Annotated in this window: 13 protein-coding genes and 1 other RNA gene; 4 read left to right on the top strand and 10 right to left on the bottom strand. The window is 64.4% G+C overall.

Annotated elements, in window-relative coordinates:
• The first annotated feature begins 203 nt into the window (after positions 1-203).
• From hemN to ACXHGZ_RS13720, 3 genes are all read left to right on the top strand, one after another.
• Positions 204-1,586: an oxygen-independent coproporphyrinogen III oxidase gene (gene hemN, locus ACXHGZ_RS13710; RefSeq protein ID WP_084854646.1), complete on the top strand. Its 1,383-nt coding sequence runs from the start codon at positions 204-206 to the stop codon at positions 1,584-1,586.
• A gap of 183 nt (positions 1,587-1,769) precedes the next feature.
• Positions 1,770-2,504, top strand: a complete 735-nt coding sequence (gene fnrA, locus ACXHGZ_RS13715) for a Crp/Fnr family transcriptional regulator FnrA (RefSeq protein ID WP_480460277.1) — start codon at positions 1,770-1,772, stop codon at positions 2,502-2,504.
• 52 nt (positions 2,505-2,556) lie between these two features.
• On the top strand, positions 2,557-3,105 hold the full coding sequence (locus ACXHGZ_RS13720) for an adenine phosphoribosyltransferase (RefSeq protein WP_084854644.1): 549 nt from the start codon (positions 2,557-2,559) through the stop codon (positions 3,103-3,105).
• A gap of 68 nt (positions 3,106-3,173) precedes the next feature.
• Here the strand turns inward: ACXHGZ_RS13720 and recR are convergent, their stop codons facing one another.
• The 3 genes from recR to dnaX form a co-directional block, all read right to left on the bottom strand.
• The gene (gene recR / locus ACXHGZ_RS13725) at positions 3,174-3,776 is read right to left on the bottom strand and encodes a recombination mediator RecR (RefSeq protein ID WP_224456340.1); all 603 of its coding nucleotides are present in this window, start codon (positions 3,774-3,776) and stop codon (positions 3,174-3,176) included.
• Positions 3,777-4,185: 409 nt separating this feature from the next.
• Positions 4,186-4,521, bottom strand: coding sequence for a YbaB/EbfC family nucleoid-associated protein (locus tag ACXHGZ_RS13730; protein WP_084854642.1), 336 nt, complete (start codon positions 4,519-4,521; stop codon positions 4,186-4,188).
• A 62-nt stretch (positions 4,522-4,583) separates the two neighbouring features.
• Positions 4,584-6,671: a DNA polymerase III subunit gamma/tau gene (gene dnaX, locus ACXHGZ_RS13735; RefSeq protein WP_480460278.1), complete on the bottom strand. Its 2,088-nt coding sequence runs from the start codon at positions 6,669-6,671 to the stop codon at positions 4,584-4,586.
• 128 nt (positions 6,672-6,799) lie between these two features.
• Between dnaX and ACXHGZ_RS13740 the strand changes: the two genes are divergently transcribed.
• Positions 6,800-7,573, top strand: a complete 774-nt coding sequence (locus ACXHGZ_RS13740) for a substrate-binding periplasmic protein (protein WP_480460279.1) — start codon at positions 6,800-6,802, stop codon at positions 7,571-7,573.
• 427 nt (positions 7,574-8,000) lie between these two features.
• On the opposite strand, the gene ACXHGZ_RS13745 is transcribed toward ACXHGZ_RS13740, so the two are convergent.
• The 7 genes from ACXHGZ_RS13745 to ACXHGZ_RS13775 form a co-directional block, all read right to left on the bottom strand.
• Positions 8,001-9,935 carry a hypothetical protein gene (locus ACXHGZ_RS13745; protein WP_480460280.1) on the bottom strand — a complete coding sequence of 645 codons (1,935 nt, stop codon included), beginning with the start codon at positions 9,933-9,935 and terminating at the stop codon, positions 8,001-8,003.
• A 17-nt stretch (positions 9,936-9,952) separates the two neighbouring features.
• Complete coding sequence (locus ACXHGZ_RS13750) at positions 9,953-10,375, bottom strand: hypothetical protein (protein WP_480460281.1); 423 nt, start codon at positions 10,373-10,375, stop codon at positions 9,953-9,955.
• A gap of 163 nt (positions 10,376-10,538) precedes the next feature.
• Positions 10,539-10,635: signal recognition particle sRNA small type (gene ffs, locus ACXHGZ_RS13755), an RNA gene on the bottom strand.
• A 121-nt stretch (positions 10,636-10,756) separates the two neighbouring features.
• Positions 10,757-13,111 (bottom strand): NAD-dependent DNA ligase LigA, encoded by a 2,355-nt coding sequence (gene ligA / locus ACXHGZ_RS13760; RefSeq protein WP_480460282.1) that lies wholly within the window; start codon positions 13,109-13,111, stop codon positions 10,757-10,759.
• A gap of 273 nt (positions 13,112-13,384) precedes the next feature.
• The gene (gene zipA, locus ACXHGZ_RS13765) at positions 13,385-14,254 is read right to left on the bottom strand and encodes a cell division protein ZipA (protein ID WP_324813784.1); all 870 of its coding nucleotides are present in this window, start codon (positions 14,252-14,254) and stop codon (positions 13,385-13,387) included.
• Positions 14,255-14,457: 203 nt separating this feature from the next.
• Positions 14,458-17,946, bottom strand: a complete 3,489-nt coding sequence (gene smc / locus ACXHGZ_RS13770; RefSeq protein WP_480460283.1) for a chromosome segregation protein SMC — start codon at positions 17,944-17,946, stop codon at positions 14,458-14,460.
• Positions 17,947-17,949: 3 nt separating this feature from the next.
• Positions 17,950-18,609, bottom strand: a complete 660-nt coding sequence (locus tag ACXHGZ_RS13775; protein ID WP_084854634.1) for a GntR family transcriptional regulator — start codon at positions 18,607-18,609, stop codon at positions 17,950-17,952.
• Between the last annotated feature and the right edge of the window lie 113 nt (positions 18,610-18,722).

The raw sequence follows: 18,722 nt of genomic DNA on the forward strand, positions 1-18,722 counted from the left end.
CGCAACCCAATCGCCGGCAAGCCGGCTCCCACCTGCCCTGCCCTGTTTTCAAGGACACCGCCGTAATTGTGGGAGCCGGCTTGCCGGCGATCGGGCCGCGCTGCGGCCCGGGTGCGTCATCCGAAGCCCGTTGATGCAAATCAAGACGGCGTTTTCACCGGCCCCCTAGACTCCGGACTCTGCTGCTCTATCCGGGGACCACCATGCTCGACGACCTACGCTGGGACTCCGACCTGATCCGCCGCTACGATCTGGCCGGGCCACGCTACACCTCATACCCGACCGCCGTGCAACTGCATGGCGAAGTGGGCTCGTTCGACCTGCTCCACGCCCTGCGCGAGAGCCGCCGTGCAGTTCGCCCATTGTCGCTGTACGTGCATGTGCCGTTCTGCGCCAACATCTGCTACTACTGCGCCTGTAACAAGGTCATCACCAAGGACCGCGCCCGCGCCCAGCCCTACCTGCAACGCCTCGAGCAGGAAATCCAGCTCGTCGCCTGCCACCTGGCCCCCAACCAGCGCGTCGAGCAACTGCATTTCGGCGGCGGCACCCCCACCTTCCTCAGCCATGTGGAGTTGCGCCACCTGATGGCGACCCTGCGCCAGCATTTCCACCTGCTGGACGACGACTCCGGCGACTACGGCATCGAGATCGACCCACGCGAGGCCGACTGGTCGACCATGGGCCTGCTGCGCGAACTGGGCTTCAACCGCGTCAGCCTGGGCGTGCAGGACCTGGACCCGGCCGTTCAGCGGGCGATCAACCGCCTGCAAAGCCTGGAGCAGACCCGCACGCTGGTGGAGGCTGCACGCACCCTGCAGTTTCGTTCGGTCAACCTCGACCTGATCTACGGCCTGCCCCGGCAGACGCCGGACGGCTTCGCCCGTACCGTCGAGGAAGTGATCCGTCTGCAACCGGACCGTCTCTCGGTGTTCAACTACGCCCACCTGCCCGAGCGCTTCATGCCCCAGCGGCGCATCGACAGCAATGAGCTGCCGGCGCCTGGTGCCAAGCTGGAGATGCTACACCGCACCATCGAGCAGCTGACGGCCGCCGGCTACCGCTATATCGGCATGGACCACTTCGCCCTGCCCGATGACGAGCTGGCCATCGCCCAGGAGGAAGGCACCTTGCAACGCAACTTCCAGGGCTACACCACCCACGGCCATTGCGACCTGATCGGCCTGGGCGTATCGGCCATCAGTCAGATCGGCGACCTCTACTGCCAGAACAGCAATGACCTGGCCAGGTACCAGGAAACCCTCTCCACCGCCCAGCTGGCGACCCAGCGCGGCCTGCTATGCACCCCGGACGACCGCGTGCGGCGCGCCGTGATCCAGCAGTTGATCTGCCACTTCGAGTTGGATTTCGAGACCATCGAACAGGCCTTCACCATCGATTTCCGCGGCTACTTCAACGAGCAGTGGCCAGAGCTTCAAGCCATGCAGCGAGACGGCCTGATCAGCCTGGACACCCGAGGCATCCGCGTACTCCCTGCCGGGCGCCTGCTGGTACGTTCGGTATGCATGGTGTTCGATGCCTACCTGGCCATGCACAACCGCCAGCGTTTTTCACGGGTGATCTGATACGAGTCGATCGACCGCATGGACAGACCTCCTTGCCAGGGACACTATGGGCAATTGACAGGCCTGGGTAGCCATACGCCACGGCCTGGTCAGCGCGCACCAAAATAGCGCATGCTGGCCTACACCCCATGCTGTGAGTTACCCTTACAGCTTATGTGTGCTTTCCCACAAGGATCGATTGAAATGTCCGAGCCAGTCAAACTGCGCCCTCACAACCAGGCCCACTGCAAGGATTGCAGCCTGGCGCCCCTGTGTCTGCCCCTGTCCCTCAATCTGGAGGACATGGACGCACTGGATGAGATCGTCAAGCGCGGTCGCCCGCTGAAGAAAGGGGAATTCCTGTTCCGCCAGGGCGACAATTTCGGCTCGGTGTATGCGGTGCGCTCCGGCGCCCTGAAAACCTTCAGCCTGAGCGACAGCGGCGAAGAGCAGATCACCGGCTTCCACCTGCCCAGCGAACTGGTCGGCCTGTCCGGCATGGACACCGAGGCATACCCGGTATCGGCCCAGGCACAAGAGACCACTTCGGTCTGCGAGATCCCGTTCGAGCGCCTGGACGAGTTGTCGGTACAACTGCCGCAACTGCGTCGCCAGTTGATGCGTGTGATGAGCCGCGAAATCCGCGATGACCAGCAGATGATGCTGCTGCTGTCGAAAAAGACTGCCGATGAGCGCATCGCCACCTTCCTGGTCAACCTCTCCGCGCGCTTCCGCGCCCGCGGCTACTCGGCCAACCAGTTCCGCCTGAGCATGTCGCGCAACGAGATCGGCAACTACCTGGGCCTGGCGGTGGAAACCGTGTCGCGAGTCTTCACCCGCTTCCAGCAAAATGGCCTGATCAAGGCCGAAGGCAAGGAAGTGCACATCCTCGACCCGATCCAGCTGTGCGCGCTGGCGGGCGGTGCGATGGAAGCCTGAACAAGCCTCCCCGGCAAGGTATACTGGCGCATCCGTTTTCCAGGAAAGCCACATGCACTGCGATACCTTCGACCTCAAAGCCCTGATCCGCCCGGTCCCGGACTTCCCCAAGCCGGGCGTGATCTTCCGCGACATCACCCCGCTGTTCCAGTCGCCCCGTGGGCTGCGCTACGTCGCCGACCAGTTCATCGAGCGCTACGTCGAGGCCGAGTTCAGCCACATTGGTGCCATGGATGCCCGGGGCTTCCTGATCGGCTCGATCATTGCCCACCAGTTGAACAAGCCACTGATTCTGTTCCGCAAACAAGGCAAGCTACCGGCAGACGTGCTGTCGGAGGCCTACCAGACCGAATACGGCGAAGCCTTCCTGGAAGTGCATGCCGACAGCCTGTGCGAGGGCGATTCGGTGTTGATCTTCGATGACCTGATCGCCACCGGCGGTACCCTGCTGGCGGCTGCCAACCTGGTGCGGCGTACCGGCGCCGAAGTGTTCGAGGCAGCGGCGATCATCGACCTGCCGGAACTGGAAGGTTCACGTCGCCTGCAGGCGGCCGGGGTGCCGACCTTCTGCCTGACCGAGTTTTCGCTCAGCGAATATTGATGCCTGCGGGGCCGCTTTGCGGCCCGATCGCGGGGCAAGCCCGCTCCTACAGGGAGGGGCGTATCGGCTTACAACGAAATGGCTTTTCGCCCTGCAAATGCATGAGCCAGGGTCCCGCCATCCACCATCTCCAGCTCCCCTCCCAGCGGCACGCCGTGGGCGATCCGCGAGGCGGTCAGGCCTTTCTCGGCCAGCAGTTGAGCGATGTAGTGGGCGGTCGCCTCCCCTTCAACGGTGGGGTTGGTGGCCAGGATCACCTCACTGAAAGTACCCTGCTCTTCGATCCGTGCCATCAGCTGCGGAATGCCAATGGCCTCTGGGCCCAGGCCATCCAGGGGTGACAGGTGCCCCTTGAGTACGAAATAGCGACCGCGGTACCCGGTCTGCTCCACCGCATACACGTCCATCGGGCCTTCGACCACACACAGCTGGGTGTCGTCGCGACGAGTATCGGCGCACTGGGGGCACAACTCCTGCTCGGTCAGGGTGCGGCATTGGCGGCAGTGGCCAACGCCTTCCATGGCCTGGCTCAGGGCCTGTGCCAGGCGCAGACCGCCGCTGCGGTCGCGCTCCAGCAGCTGCAGGGCCATGCGCTGGGCGGTTTTCTGGCCGACGCCGGGCAAGGTGCGCAGGGCGTCGATCAGTTGGCGGATCAGGGGGCTGAAGCTCATGGGAAAGGCCTGACAGATCAATAGGAGGCGGTTTATACCCATCAGGGTCATTCACGTCAAATGGACGCGGGTACGAATTGTACGGGTGGTGGACGAGTATGGCGGTAGTGAGGTGGCGCCTGGGAGATCGAGCGCCGCCCGCGCGGCGCATCGCGAGCTGCGCTCGCTCCTACGTTTGTTTCGGACGAAGTATTCCTGTGGGATTTTCGCGCGGACGCTTTAGCGCCTGACGCAAGATTGTGTCGTACGAACCAAGCGGTCGCGCGCGCCCGTCACAGGCGTTACTGGCCCATAACAAACGTAGGAGCGAGCGCAGCTCGCGATGCGCCGCGTGGGCGGCGCGCGATTTCGCCGGCAATACAAGAATTACGCCGGACTTCATAGGCAGCCGGTCAACACCGGCAACGCATCAGAACGGCATCTTGAAGCCAGGCGGCAGTTGCATGCCAGCGGTCATGCTGCCCATCTTTTCCTGGCTGTTCTGCTCGACCTTGCGTACGGCGTCGTTCAGCGCCGCCGCGATCAGGTCTTCCAGTACTTCCTTGTCGTCCTCTTCGGTCGACATCAGGCTCTGGTCGATGCTGACGCGCTTGACGTCGTGACGACCGGTCATCACCACGCTCACCAGGCCGCCACCAGACTGGCCGGTGACTTCGGCGTTGGCCAGCTCTTCCTGCATTTTCTGCATCTTTTCCTGCATTTGCTGGGCCTGCTTCATCAGGCCGGCCATGCCACCTTTCATCATGGGGTACACCTCGATTGGTTCATGTGATGCGGCCGACGCAGCGCCGGGCGCATGGTTATCCGTTATTCGTCCTGGCTGACCAGGGCCTGTACAGGCTCAATAGTATCCTGCCGTACCGTCGCACCGAACTGCCGGATCATCTGCTGGATGAGCGGGTCCTGCTCGATCGACACTTCTGCGTCGCGCTGACGCTCGGCACGCTTGCGTGCGGCAGCCTGGGCTGGCGTCTCCTGCTCCGGCCGGATCAGTTCGATCTTCAAACGCAGGGTGCGCCCCAGGTGCTGGTTGAGCGCTTCGTTCAGACGCCGCTGCTGGGTCGAATTGAACAGCGCGCCCTGGGCTGGATCCAGGTGCAGTAGCCAGTCATCGCCCTCAGCGGCGATCAGCGTGCAGTTCGCGGCGATGTTGCCTGTCATGCCCGACACAGGCAATTGCGGGAATAATTCCAGCCATTGCAAGGCCAGGCCCGTGGCGGGCTTGGCCGCTGGCAGTGGCTCCGGCGCCTTGGCCGGTTCGGCCTCATGTACATGCTCGGCCAGCTCGTCCAGGTAGCTGAAGGCTGCCGGGTCACTGTCCGGTGTGTAGTAATCCTCGTCCAGCGGAGGCTCATCGTCCCGGTCCATACCGACAGGGCCGTACGCAGACGGGTCGAACGGTGGCTCGTCGTCGTTCGATTGCTCCACGCTCGGCTCTGGTGCAGGTACCGGCTCAGGGGCAGGTGCCGCAGCGACAGGTGCTTGCGGGGCAACAGGCGCCTCCCATGGCAGGTCGATGACCTCCTCCACCTGCGGCTCTGGCGCGTGGACCTCGGCCTGCACCTCAGGCTCGGGGTCGCGCTCAGGGTACGCGGGCGGAGCGGGTTCAGCCGCCTGTTGCAACGCCTCGACAGGCTCGACGACGGGGTCGGCCACGGCCGCTACGTCCGCTGGTGCAGCGGTGGGCTCCGGCTCGACGGCGCCAACCGGCTCGACGGCAGGCTCCGCGGCTGCCACCGGTGTTGCCGGATCAGCTGTGGCCTGGCTGATCCCCACCGGCTTTAGTACCGGCTTCGGTGCATCGTCGGCATCCGCCGGGCGGAAGGCAAGCATTCGCAGCAGGACCATCTCGAAGCCCCCGCGCGGGTCCGGCGCCAGTGGCAGGTCGCGACGACCGATCAGGCCCATCTGGTAATAGAACTGCACGTCTTCGGCCGGCAGTGCCGAAGCCAGGGCCAGCACCCGGTCGCGATCGCCCTGGCCGTTGTCGACAGCCTCGGGCAACGCCTGGGCGATGGCAACGCGGTGCAGCACGTTGAGCATCTCGGCCAGCACGCCGTTCCAGTCCGGGCCCTGCTCGGCCAGGTTGCGCACCGCTTCGAGCAGTGCCCGGGCATCGCCTTCGAGCAAGGCCTGGAGCACGCCATAGACCTGCCCATGGTCGAGGGTACCGAGCATCGCCCGTACGTCCGCGGCCAAGACCTTGCCCTCGCCAAAGGCAATAGCCTGGTCGGTCAGGCTCATGGCATCGCGCATCGAGCCATCGGCCGCACGGCCGAGCAGCCACAGGGCATCTTCCTCGAAGGGCACGTTCTCGGCACCGAGCACATGGCTCAGGTGCTCGACCACCCGCTCCGGGCTCATGTTCTTCAAGGAGAACTGCAGGCAGCGCGAGAGGATGGTGGCCGGCAACTTCTGCGGGTCGGTGGTGGCCAGGATGAACTTGACGTAGGGCGGCGGCTCTTCCAGCGTCTTGAGCAGCGCGTTGAACGAGTGGGTCGAGAGCATGTGCACTTCGTCGATCAGGTAGACCTTGAAGCGCCCACGGCTGGGGGCGTACTGCACGTTGTCGAGCAGCTCGCGGGTGTCTTCGACCTTGGTGCGGCTCGCGGCGTCGATCTCGATCAGGTCGACAAAGCGGCCTTCGTCGATCTCCCGGCATACCGAGCAGGTGCCGCACGGCGTGGAAGTGATGCCGGTCTCGCAGTTCAGGCACTTGGCGATGATACGCGCGATGGTGGTCTTGCCCACGCCGCGGGTACCGGTGAACAGATAGGCATGGTGCAGGCGCTGGTTGTCCAGGGCGTTGATCAAAGCCTTGAGCACATGGGTCTGGCCGACCATTTCGCGGAACGAGCGCGGGCGCCATTTACGTGCAAGAACCTGATAACTCATCAAAAACCATCGCAACCTGAACGAGCGGAAGATCGCTAATGCTAGCGGAGCGGGGGCAAAATTGCACCCTGCCGAACTCGTCTACGCTATGAACAGGCACGCTCTGGCAGCGATCAGGGAGGATTGACGTGCGGCGAGTCCTGCTCATCCTCATATTCTGGGCCAGCCACAGCCTGGCGCAGCAGCCGATGCTGCGTTTTTCCGTGGCCGAAAGCTGGAGCATGCCGCTGATTCGCCTGGAGCAGGGTCAGCCGGTCGAAGGCATCCTGTTCGACCTGATGCAGGCCCTGGCCCGCGAAGCAGGCGTGCGCCCACGCTATCACCTGATGGCCCGTCTGCGGCTCAAGCAAGCCATGGACAGCGGCGATATCGATGTACGCTGCTACGTCACGCCCCAATGGTTCAACGAACGCTTCGCCAACTTCGTGTGGAGCGTACCCCTGCTTCGCCAGAGCGACCTGCTGGTCGGCAGCCCTGGCACGCACCGCCCCACCCAGGCAGACCAGCTGGTGCAACAACCGGTGGGCACCGTGCTGGGGTACAGCTACCCTGCCCTGGAGGGCCTGTTCGCCCAAGGCAAGTTGCACCGCGAAGACAGCCGCAACCAACTGCTGGTCTTGCAGAAACTGCAGGCCGGGCGCTATCGCCATGCCGTGAGCAATGCGCTCTCCCTGCACTGGTTCAACCGCCAGCAGCCGCCCGCCGGGCAATTGCCGGCCCTGGCCGTGCTGGAGGAACAGGACCTGCACTGCATGGTCCGCGACGACCCGGCTATTCCTACCCGGCCCATCCTCGAGGCACTGGCACGCATGAAGCGGTCAGGGCAGATCGACCGGATCGTCCAGCGCTACGGCGCACCTGCGATACAACCAGCCGCGTCCCGCCAGGCCATCGATCGATGAGCCTTGCTACGCAAGCGCAACAGCGCTCAGAAAAATGATGATGCCCAACACGACAAGGCCAATGGCGACACCCTGAAGCGGGGTCAGTTCTTCTTGTTTCATTGTGCTCATCTGCATGTTTGCGTCTCCGCTTGTTCTTGTGATGAGCTTGGATAATAAGGATTAATTTCCTACGTAGATGCCGGAAATCTCCGGTCCTACTGCAAGGCAACTCCTACGCAATACCCGAGACAATACACAGCATGTTCAATACGCGGACGGGAAGTAGGTGCGCAGGTGTTAGCCCGCCGGCCCAATCGCGGGACAAGCCCGCCCCCACAGGGTCGGTGTTCGCAGCCCGACAAGGTGGGTTATCGACCATAGGCTACGACGTGCAGGGTCATGTGGGATCGGGCTTGCCCCGCGATTGGGCCGGTACAGTCCCCCTTCAATAACCGTGAGACTCTCGGAACGGCTGGCCCTTGTGATAGGCCACCCACTCCTGCACATCGTAGGGCAGGTACAGCTGCCGACGGGCGCGCGACAAGGCGATATACACCGCGCAGACCCTAGCGTCGAATGCATAGGCATCCTGGAACGGCTCGGTGCTCATCAGTTCCGGCGTCAGCAGCACATGATCGAACTCCAGCCCTCCGGCCTCTTCGGCCAGCATCAGCAGGATGCTACCCGGCTGGCCGGTCACCTGTGCCTTTAACGTGTTCAGGTCGGCCATCCTGAAGCTTTCCTGCAGCCGGGCCTGCACCCAGAGGAACGACGCGTCGTAACGGTGAGCATCTTGTACCTGGCGCCAGTCGGCGCTATGGGCAAAATACGGGTGCGAGGTATCGCCATCATGCTCGCCGCGAAACAGCTTGACTGCGGTCTCCATGAAGGCCGGCATGCCCGACTGTTCGGCAAAGCCAAACGCGCAACGCTTGCCCGCCAGCTCCATGGCCCATTTCATGGTGTCCCAGTGCGAGGCCGTCAACACCACGCACCCGACCGGCGGCACGAACCCTTGCGGATAGAACTCGATCCCGACCTCGGCGCTGCCGGCGCCCTCGAAGGCGAGCTTGGACTTCTGCGAATGCACGCTGATCAGCGGGTTGATCAAGCGCTCGACCTGGGGCCCACTGCGCACGGAGAAGGCAATCTCGCGCTGGCGTACCTCGCGTTGCCTGCGCAAACCCGGCCCCCAGGCGCGCTGGTATTCGTCGCCCAGGGTGATCAGCACCTGGCGGCCACGCTCGATGATCTGCAGCAGCGACGCCGGCACGTCCTGGCTCTCGTCGATGATCACATGGCTGTAGTGCGCGGGCACGCTGCAACCGGCCAGGCTCGCGCGCTTGACCAGTAACAGTGGCGCAAAACCGCTGTAGCTGTCCCACGCTGGGTTGGCCTGCAAGTACGTCCACAGGCGACTGGCGTATTCAAGCAGGACGCGGCTGTCGACATTCGACAAGGGCTGCTCGAAGAACGGCAGGTGGCGGGCAGTGATGCTGTAGTCCCACGATTCGCAGTAGGCCTTCAGTACCTCCAGGCAGATCTCCAGCGCCTTCTCCGGCCCGTATTGGCGAACGCCGAGAATCCCCAGCTCCTCGGCCAGGGCGCGTTTGCGCGGCAACCGGGCTGGCTTGGCCGCAGGCCGTCGTGCACCTTGCAGCAACTCCTGGGCGAACTCACCGAAGGTCCTGCCGCGCTTGCTGTCGGCCTGCACGCCAAGGCGACGGCGCAGGGTTTGCAGCTTCCCGGTGGTACGTGCCAACGGCAGTACCCGGCCTGCCGGCAGGCAATCGATCAGGGCGCCGAGCAGATAGCTCTTGCCGATACCTGCATACCCTTGCACATGCAGGTCCTCCTCCGGGTTGGCCCGCACCACCCGGACCAGCTTGTCCTGCGCATCGGTGAGCCATCGCTCCTTGTTCATGCCGGTGATGGCCTGCTGGCGGAACGGGTTGTTGTTCAGGTGCCGACGGACCTTGAATTCGAAATCCCACTTGCCATCGGGCAACAGATAATCGCGCGCATCGACTTCGTCCGCCGGTAACAGATGCAGCTTCGACCCCTTCATGACTTCGAGGCCGAAGTACAGCTTGCGCACATCGAACAACCGACGCGCTTCCGACAGCAGCCCAACGCCCGGCGAATGGCGCCCATCGACCGCCCAGGCCAGCAGCTTGGCCAGCACTTTTTCGGCAGCCGCCGGGTCGAGCACCTGCCCTTTGACATCGGCAAGATGCTGGATGACCAGCACCGCAGCCAACTGCGGATCGTCCAGAGCCTCAAGCGCAGGCAGCCCAGGTGCATCGAGCAGGCCTTGGCAAGCCTCTGCGGTCACCGGCAGGAACACCGGGCGGGTGAAATCGTAGTGTTCAGGTTGCATACGCGCTCACGCCAAAATCATTCAACAGCGCACGGCTCGGCACCAGCCGCCACCTGCAATGCGTATTCATAGGCCCCAAGGCTGCCACTCATCCCGCCTGGGTATTCCCGCGCCTGGCCCGCGCCCGCCTCGCCGTCGGCCTCGATCACCCCGTCGAGCTCGTACAACGCCATTTCCAGCAGCTTGCGCAGGTGCCGGGCGTTGCCGGCCGAAACCCGCAACTGCAGCTCGAACCCACCGGGGCTCGTCACAACAGGCTTGGCGCTGCTCACCACCTCGGCCTCGCCCAGTATGCGCTCGTGCTCTTCTTCCATCTGGTCAAGCACCTTGGTCAGCTCCAGCACCCGCTCGGGATGGGCAGCCATCAGGTCCTTGATCTCCAGGCGGCGCACCTGCCACTCACGGATCTTGTGGCGGGTCTGGTCGTCTATGTGGTCCATGGTCGTTACCTCGCGGCCAAAACGGACTGGCGGAATGCCTTGCATGATAAGGCGCGCGAAGGGGCGGGAGAAAGGTGCGCGGTATTACCAGGCGTTGACGGCTGGGTGCGAGGCAAGGTCGGAAGGATGAAACGGCTTTGGCAGAGGCCAAAAATGGAGGCGGCCCCACCAGCCACACCCCGGCACACGATGTTCCCGCTATGGCTGCTCCCTTCCGGGCCTGACCAGGTTAACGGGTAATCGTTGCGGGGGGACCGATGGGGCCACCACTACGCGGCTCGCCAAGTGACGAGCCGCGCCATTGTACCGGTCTGGGGCGAAGTTACAACCTCTGCATCGAGAAAAAACCATCATTTCTCAATGACTTGTCCCATTCGTCGGTCAGACGGCGATGCCCTGGGCCTCGAGGAAGCTGACGAAGGCATCTTCATCGAGCACCTGGAGGCCCAGTTCGTTGGCCTTGGCCAGCTTGGAGCCGGCGCCGGGGCCGGCGACCACGCAATGGGTCTTGCCGGACACCGAGCCGGCCACCTTGGCGCCGAGGCTTTCCAGCTTGTCCTTGGCGACGTCGCGGCTCATGCGCTCCAGGGTGCCGGTCAGGACCCAGGTCTGCCCGGCCAGGGGCAAGCCTTCTGCGACCTTCTTCTCGCTGGCCCAGTGCATGCCGAATGCCAGCAGTTGCGCCTCGATGTCACGGGCCAGTTGCTGGTTGGCCGGCGCCTTGAAGAACTCGCGCACGGCCTCGGCCTGTTTGGCGTTCAAGGCCTGGCGCAGGTCGATGCCGTCGGCTGCGATGATCTTGTCCAGGGTGCCTAGCTTGGCCACCAGCTTCTGCGCACCGGTCGGGCCGACCGAGGGGATGTCGAGCTTGGCGATCATGCCGTCCAGGGTGGTACTGGCGGCGAACTCGGCGGCCAGCTCGCCTTCGTCCTGCAACTGCAGGCCGCTGTCGAGCAACTGCTGGATGACGTCGCGGTTGTGGTCGTCCTCGAAGAAGTTGTGGATCTCGTAGGCGACTTCCAGGCCGATGTCCGGCAGGTAGGTCAATACCTGCGGCAAGGCCTGCTGCACCCGCGCCAGGCTGCCCAGGGAACGGGCCAGGACCTTGGCGGTTTCCTCGCCGACATCCGGGATCCCCAGGGCGAAGATGAAGCGCGCCAGGCTGGGCCGCTTGCTGGCCTCGATGGCGTCCAGCAACTTGTTGCTGGAGACCTCGGCGAAACCTTCGAGCTCGACCACTTGCTCGAAGGTCAGGCGGTACAGGTCGGCCGGCGAGCGGATCAGGCCTTCATCGACCAACTGCTCGACACTCTTCTCGCCCAGGCCATCGATGTCCATGGCACGGCGCGAGACGTAGTGGATGATCGCCTGCTTGAGCTGGGCCGCACAGGCCAGGCGGCCGACGCAACGGTATACCGCGCCTTCACTGGTGGTTTCCTTGCCTTTGCTGCGCTTGACCAGCTGGGTGCGCTCGACCTGCGAACCACAGACCGGGCACTGGCTGGGCACCTGCACCGGCCGGGCATTCTCGGGGCGGCGCTCGGCCACCACCTGCATCACCTGCGGGATGACGTCGCCGGCCCGCCGGATGATCACGGTGTCACCGATCATCAGGCCCAGGCGGGCGATTTCGTCCATGTTGTGCAAGGTGGCGTTGGAAACGGTGACACCCGCCACCTTGACCGGCTTCAACCGCGCCACCGGCGTCACTGCGCCCGTGCGGCCGACCTGGAATTCGACATCGAGCACTTCGGTGAGCTCTTCCATGGCCGGGAACTTGTGGGCGATGGCCCAACGTGGCTCGCGGGCACGGAAGCCCAATTCACGCTGGGCGGCCAGGCTGTTGACCTTGAACACCACGCCGTCGATTTCATAGGGCAGGTCGTTGCGCCGGGCGCCGATGTCGCGATAGTAGGCCAGGCACTGTTCGACCCCGGCGGCATGCCTGAGCTCACGGCTGATGGGCATGCCCCAGCCCTTGAGCTTCTCGAGGATCCCGATATGGCTGTCGGCGATGGTCTCGGACACCTGGCCCACCCCATAGCAGCAAAACTCCAGCGGGCGGCTGGCGGTGATCTTCGGGTCCAGCTGGCGCAGGCTGCCAGCGGCCGCGTTGCGTGGGTTGGCGAAGGTCTTGCCACCGCTCTCGGCCTGGGCGGCGTTGAGGCGTTCGAAGCCGGCCTTGCTCATGTAGACCTCGCCACGAACCTCCAGCACTGCCGGCCAGCCGCTGCCTTGCAGTTTGAGCGGGATGTTGCGCACGGTGCGCACGTTGGCACTGATGTCCTCGCCCGTGGTGCCATCGCCACGGGTGGCGCCCTGCACCAGCAGGCCATCGCGGTACAGCAGGCTGACCGCCAGGCCATCGAGCTTGGGCTCGCAGCTGTAGTCGACGGCCGCCTCCTCGGCGAACAGGTCGCCTGACGGCAGGTCCAGGCCTTCCACTACCCGGCGATCGAAATCGCGCAGGTCGTCCTCCTCGAAGGCGTTGCCCAGGCTGAGCATGGGGATTTCGTGACGAACCTGACTAAACGCCGCCAGCGCCGCGCCACCCACCCGCTGGGTCGGCGAGTCGGGCGTCACCAGGTGGGGGTGCTCGGCCTCCAGGGCCTTGAGCTCGTTGAACAGGCGGTCGTATTCGGCGTCGGGCACGCTCGGCTCGTCGAGCACGTAGTAGCGGTAGTTGTGCTGGTCGAGCTCGGCACGCAATTCATGGATACGGTTTTCGTCGTTCATCGTCCGTTTTCTCTTGCAAAGCAAAAGAGCAGCCTGGGGCTGATGCTGTGTACCTAAGCAATTGGGGCCGCTACGCGCCCCATCGCGGGGCGAGCCCGCTCCTACGGCGCGGGTGTGATCGCTGTAGGAGCGGGCTCGCCCCGCGATGGGCTGCATAGCAGCCCCAACCAATGTCACAAATAGCTTAAGTGAACAGCATCAGCCTCTGCGGGCTACTCTTTCGATGAAATCTCGCGGGCGGATCCGGAGGCCGGATCCGCCCGCTGGGGTACATCAGCGCTTCTGGGTCAGCGCGCGGCGCTCGAACTCGACGATGCGCTGGCGGTAGTGCTCGATGGTCTGGGCAGTCAGTACGCTGCGCTGGTCGTCCTTGAGCTCGCCGTTGAGTTCGTGGGCCAGCTTGCGCGCCGCAGCCACCATCACGTCGAAGGCCTGCTTCGGATGACGCGGCCCGGGCAAACCCAGGAAGAAGCTCACCGCGCGGGTGCTGAAGTGGTCGATGTCGTCCAGGTCGAACACGCCCGGCTTGACCGCATTGGCCATGGAGAACAGCACCTCGCCGTGGCCGGCCATGCTTTCGTGGCGGTGGAAGATGTCCATCTCGCCGAAACGCAGGCCGCTTTCGAGAATGTTCTGCAACAGGGCCGGACCCTTGAAGCCACCCTCGTCACGGGAGATCACGCTGATCACCAGCACTTCCTCCGCCGGCGGCAGCTCCTTGACGGTATTGCTGCCCGCCGCGCCACTGTGGCGTTTGTCGGCCGGGTAGTCATCGTCGGCATCGGCGAACAGGTCGGGCTCGCGCGGCTCGGCAGCCAGGTTCAGGTCGCCCTGCTGCGGCTCGCCAGCACGCTTGCCACGCTTGGCGGCCTTGGCCGGCTTGGGCTCGCGCTCGCGCGCCGGCGCGCTGACCGACGGCAGGTCGCTCTCGTCCAGCTCAGGCTCCTTCTGGGTTTCCAGTACGCGAGCAGGGCCGAGCACCTCGGCGCTGCCCTCTTCGTCCGGCAGGTTGGAATAACTGCGATCCAGACGGAATTTCAACTTGCCCTTGCCGCCGCGCATGCGGCGCCAGCCGTCGAAAAGAATACCGGCGATGACAATGACGCCGATGACGATCAGCCACTCGCGCAGACCGATTTCCATGTAATCCCGTGCCTCTAAAAAATATGCTTGAAAACAAAGGCTTCAAAGCCCTTTAACACGTGGCGCCAACTCTATGTTCTGACAGGCGTTTTACCCACGCAAAAAACAAGTGACATTAAGCTAGCACGACCAAAGACAACTTTACACCGTCTGTCGCACATGTCGGGGGCATTTCCCTCTGGTTTGTGCCCTCTGTTCTCTCATCAGGCGTCGACCATGGCCAGCGCTTCCTCCACATCAACTGCAACAAGACGTGAACAGCCCGGCTCGTGCATCGTCACCCCCATCAATTGTTCGGCCATTTCCATGGCGATCTTGTTATGGGTGATGTAGATGAACTGCACGCTTTCGCTCATTTCCTTGACCAACCTGGCGTAACGCCCGACGTTGGCATCGTCCAGCGGGGCATCGACCTCGTCGAGCATGCAGAACGGTGCCGGGTTCAGCTTGAAGATGGCGAACACCAATGCCAGGGCGGTCAACGCCTTCTCGCCGCCGGACAGCAGATGGATGGTGCTGTTTTTCTTGCCCGGCGGGCGCGCCATGATCGTCACCCCTGTATCGAGTAGATCTTCGCCCGTCAGTTCCAAGTAGGCACTGCCGCCACCGAAAACTTTTGGAAAAAGTGCCTGTAAACCGGCATTTATCTGATCAAAGGTATCCTTGAAGCGGTTGCGGGTCTCCTTGTCGATCTTGCGAATGACGTTTTCAAGGGTCTCCAGGGCTTCCACCAGGTCAGCGTCCTGGGCGTCCAGGTAGCGCTTGCGTTCGGACTGCTGCTGGTACTCCTCGATCGCCGCCAGGTTGATCGCCCCCAGGCGCTGGATCCGCCCGTCCAGTTGCTCCAGCTCCTGCTCGGTGCCCTGCTCGCCGGCTTCGGGCTCGAGGGTGGCGAGTACGCCCTGCAAATCATAGCCATCGGCCAGCAATTGCTCTTGCAGCGTCTTGCGGCGCACGTCCAGGCCCTGGGACTCCAGGCGCGACTGCTCCAGCTGGCCACGCAGCAACTGGGCCTGCTGCTCTGCCTGGGTACGACGACGCTCGGCATCGCGCAGTTCGCGGTCGGCCTCGTCCATGTGCAGGCGGGCCTGGCGCATCTCTTCATCGACGCCCATGCGCCGCTCGAGCAGCTCTTCGAGCTTCAGGCGCAACGCCTCCAGCGGGGCCTCGCCTTCTTCCAGGTTCAGGTTCAGCTGTTCCTGGCGCTCGCTCAGGCGCGCCGCCTGCAGTTCCAGGCGCTCCAGGGCCTGGCGGGTGGAGTCGTGCTGGGCACGCAGCGAGCCCAGGCGTACGGCCAGCTGGTGGGCGTGATCCTTGTGCTGGCGAGCCTCCTGGCGAATGCGGTCCAGGCCCTCGCGCAGGGTGTCGCGGCGGGCCATCAGCTGCTCACGCTGTTCGGTGTCCTGGGCCATCTGCTCCAGGGCCTCCTGCAGCACCAGGCGCGCCTCGCCTAGTTGTTCATGCTCGAGGGCGCGTTGCTCTTGCAGCTCGGCCAGCTCTTCACCCAGGCGCTGTTGGCGCAACGCCACCTGCTCGGCACGGGCGCGACCAGCCGACAGGCGCGCCTTGAGCTCGCCCTGCTGGCGGCTTGCCTCCTGGGTGCGCCGGTGCAGTTGCTCACGCTGCGCCTCCAGCTCGCGCTGTTGTTCGCGACGAGCCTGGACCTCGCGGTCGAGGTGCTCCAGGCGCTCTTCCAATTCGCGCTGCTCAAGGCCCAGGCGCTCGATCTCCTGGCCACGGGCGAGTACGCCGCCCTGGGACTCGCCCCCCCGATTGACCCGCAGAAAATGCCGCCCGACCCAGTAGCCGTCGCGGCTGACCAGGCTATCGCCCTGGCCCAGGCCTTCGCGCAGCGCCAGGGCCTGCTCGAGGCTCTCCACCGGGCGCACCTGGCCGAGCCAGGGCGCAAGGTCGGTGTGGCCTTCGACTTTATCCAGGAGGCTGCCTGGTAGCCGGGTACCTTGGGGCTGCTCCAGGGTCAGGCGCAGTTCGCCCTGCTCGAGGGCAGCGAAGTCCAGATTGCCGAAATCATCGACCAGCACCGCCTGCAGGTCGGCGCCGAGCACGGTTTCCACGGCCAGCTCCCACCCCGGCTCGACCCGCAACCCTTCGGCCAGGCGCGGCCGTTGCGCCAGGCCCTGGCCGCGCAGCCAGTCGGCGGCATCGGCGCCGGGCTCCAGGGCGGCTTGCTGCAAGGCCTCCAGGGAAGCCAGGCGCCCACCCAGGCGCTGCAACTCGCCCTGGGATTGCTGATGGGTCTCGGTGGCCGACTGCAATTGCTCGCGTACATCTTCCAGCTGCTCGACCACCTGTTGCTCGGCCAGCTGGAGTTCTTCAAGCAACAACTCGCTACCGGCAAGCTGTTCTGTCAGCTCGAGCAGCACCTCGCCTTCCGGGTCGGCACCCAGCTGGTCGCGTTCTTCACCCAGCTTGCGCTGACGCTCTGACAGGCGTTCGAGGCTGGCTTCGAGCTGCTGAAGGCGCGACTGCTGCACTTCGGCTTGGCGTCGCGGCTCAGCCGACTGGCTGTTGAAAGTGTCCCACTGCTCCTGCCAGCCCTGCATGCCCGCCTCGGCCTCCTCAAGGTGGGCGGTGGCTTCCTCGGCCGCGGCCAAGGTCAGCTCCTGCTCGGGTTCGAGCATCGCCAGCTCTTCACCCAAGGTCGCCAGCAGGGTGCGGTCGTGCCCCAGATGAGACTCGGTCTCCAGGCGCGTACGCTCGGCCTCCTTGAGGTCATCCTGCAATTGGCGCAGGCGTTGCTGGCCATGCTGGATGCTCTGCTCGACCCGGGCGATGTCGCCTGCGACCGAATAGAACCGGCCCTGAACCTGATTGAAACGCTCGGACAGCTCATGATGTCCATCACGCAGGCGCTCGATGCTTGCATCGGCATTGCGCTGCTCGGCCATCAGGGCCTCGAAGGCTACCTCTTGATCGCCGATGACGGCCTCGCGCTGGCGCACACGCTCGTCCAGGTCTCGCCAACGCAGCGCCGACAGGCGCGCCTTGAGCTGGCGCTCCTGGGCTTTGTATTCGCGGTACTTCTCGGCGGCCTGGGCCTGGCGGTGCAGGCGTTCGAGCTGGCGCTCCAGCTCTTCGCGCAGGTCGGTCAGGCGGGCGAGGTTTTCCTGGGTGCGGCGGATACGGTTCTCGGTCTCGCGGCGGCGCTCCTTGTACTTGGAGATGCCCGCGGCTTCCTCGATGAAATTGCGCAACTCCTCAGGCTTGGCTTCGATCAGCTTGGAGATCATGCCCTGTTCGATGATCGAATAGCTGCGCGGCCCCAGGCCTGTACCGAGGAAGATGTCGGTAATGTCCCGACGCCGGCACTTGGTGCCGTTGAGGTAGTAGGTGTTCTGCCCGTCGCGGGTGACCTTGCGGCGGATGGAAATTTCGGCGTAGGCGGCATATTCGCCCAGCAGCGTGGTTTCGCTGTTGTCGAATACCAGCTCGATGCTGGCCTGGCTGACGGGCTTGCGACCGGATGAGCCGTTGAAGATGACGTCGGTCATCGACTCGCCACGCAGGTTCTTGGCCGAACTCTCGCCCATCACCCAGCGCACCGCGTCGATGATGTTGGATTTGCCGCAGCCGTTGGGCCCCACCACGGCAGCCATGTTGCTGGGGAAGTTGACCGTGGTCGGGTCGACGAACGACTTGAACCCGGCCAGGCGAATGCACTTCAGGCGCATCGATCAGATCCGTGCCAGCGCCGCCAGCACCAGCTCGCAACTGCGCTGGCTATAGGCGACCAGCACTTCGCGGATGCGCACCTGGTCACGGGCGACCACGGCTTCGAGCAGCCGGGCGAACAGCTCCAGGTAGTCGACCATGTTGGCCTGGCGCTGGTCCAGGGCCAGGTAGTAGGCGCGGCTCATGGCCGGCTGCAGGTTCTCGACGGTTTCCTGCAGGTAGGGGTTGTCGGCGAACGGGTAGGCCGCGCGCATCACGGCGAAGCTGTCGGCGACGAAGGCCTCGATGTCCTGCCGGGCATGGGCCTGCTGCAGCCGCTGCTGGATCTCCAGGAACGGCTCGAGATCAGCTTCACTGCGCCAGTGCCTGGCCACCGCATTGCCCAACAGGATGTAGAACTCGCCCATCAGGGCGCACAGGCTGCGCACGCCACGTTCGTCCAGCTCGGTGACGTGGGCGCCACGGCGCGGCAGGATGGCGATCAGGTGCCGGCGTTCGAGGATCAACAGCGCCTCGCGCACCGAACCACGGCTGACATTGAGCGCCTGGGTGACCTTCTGCTCCTGGATGCGTTCGCCCGGCTTGAGTTCGCCGCGAATGATCCGCTCGGCCAGGTAATGGGCAATCTGCTCGGAGAGGCTGTCCGGCGCCTTGAACGTCATGGTTTTCCTTCAGAATCTTTGAACGGGGCACAAGGTGGCGATTGTAGCGTAATTGCCTGCCCGCCGCGCAGCGGATCGACGCGCTTTATTCGACCTGCGGGGCCCGCCTGGAC

The sequence above is a fragment of the Pseudomonas shiyinii genome, assembly GCF_056725765.1.

Excerpts from the sequence above, each read along its gene's own strand:
- hemN (WP_084854646.1), top strand. The coding sequence starts at position 204 with ATGCTCGACGACCTACGCTGGGACTCCGACCTGATCCGCCGCTACGAT.
- fnrA (WP_480460277.1), top strand. The coding sequence starts at position 1,770 with ATGTCCGAGCCAGTCAAACTGCGCCCTCACAACCAGGCCCACTGCAAG.
- ACXHGZ_RS13720 (WP_084854644.1), top strand. The coding sequence starts at position 2,557 with ATGCACTGCGATACCTTCGACCTCAAAGCCCTGATCCGCCCGGTCCCG.
- recR (WP_224456340.1), bottom strand. The coding sequence starts at position 3,776 with ATGAGCTTCAGCCCCCTGATCCGCCAACTGATCGACGCCCTGCGCACC.
- ACXHGZ_RS13730 (WP_084854642.1), bottom strand. The coding sequence starts at position 4,521 with ATGATGAAAGGTGGCATGGCCGGCCTGATGAAGCAGGCCCAGCAAATG.
- dnaX (WP_480460278.1), bottom strand. The coding sequence starts at position 6,671 with ATGAGTTATCAGGTTCTTGCACGTAAATGGCGCCCGCGCTCGTTCCGC.
- ACXHGZ_RS13745 (WP_480460280.1), bottom strand. The coding sequence starts at position 9,935 with ATGCAACCTGAACACTACGATTTCACCCGCCCGGTGTTCCTGCCGGTG.
- ACXHGZ_RS13750 (WP_480460281.1), bottom strand. The coding sequence starts at position 10,375 with ATGGACCACATAGACGACCAGACCCGCCACAAGATCCGTGAGTGGCAG.
- ligA (WP_480460282.1), bottom strand. The coding sequence starts at position 13,111 with ATGAACGACGAAAACCGTATCCATGAATTGCGTGCCGAGCTCGACCAG.
- zipA (WP_324813784.1), bottom strand. The coding sequence starts at position 14,254 with ATGGAAATCGGTCTGCGCGAGTGGCTGATCGTCATCGGCGTCATTGTC.
- smc (WP_480460283.1), bottom strand. The coding sequence starts at position 17,946 with ATGCGCCTGAAGTGCATTCGCCTGGCCGGGTTCAAGTCGTTCGTCGAC.
- ACXHGZ_RS13775 (WP_084854634.1), bottom strand. The coding sequence starts at position 18,609 with ATGACGTTCAAGGCGCCGGACAGCCTCTCCGAGCAGATTGCCCATTAC.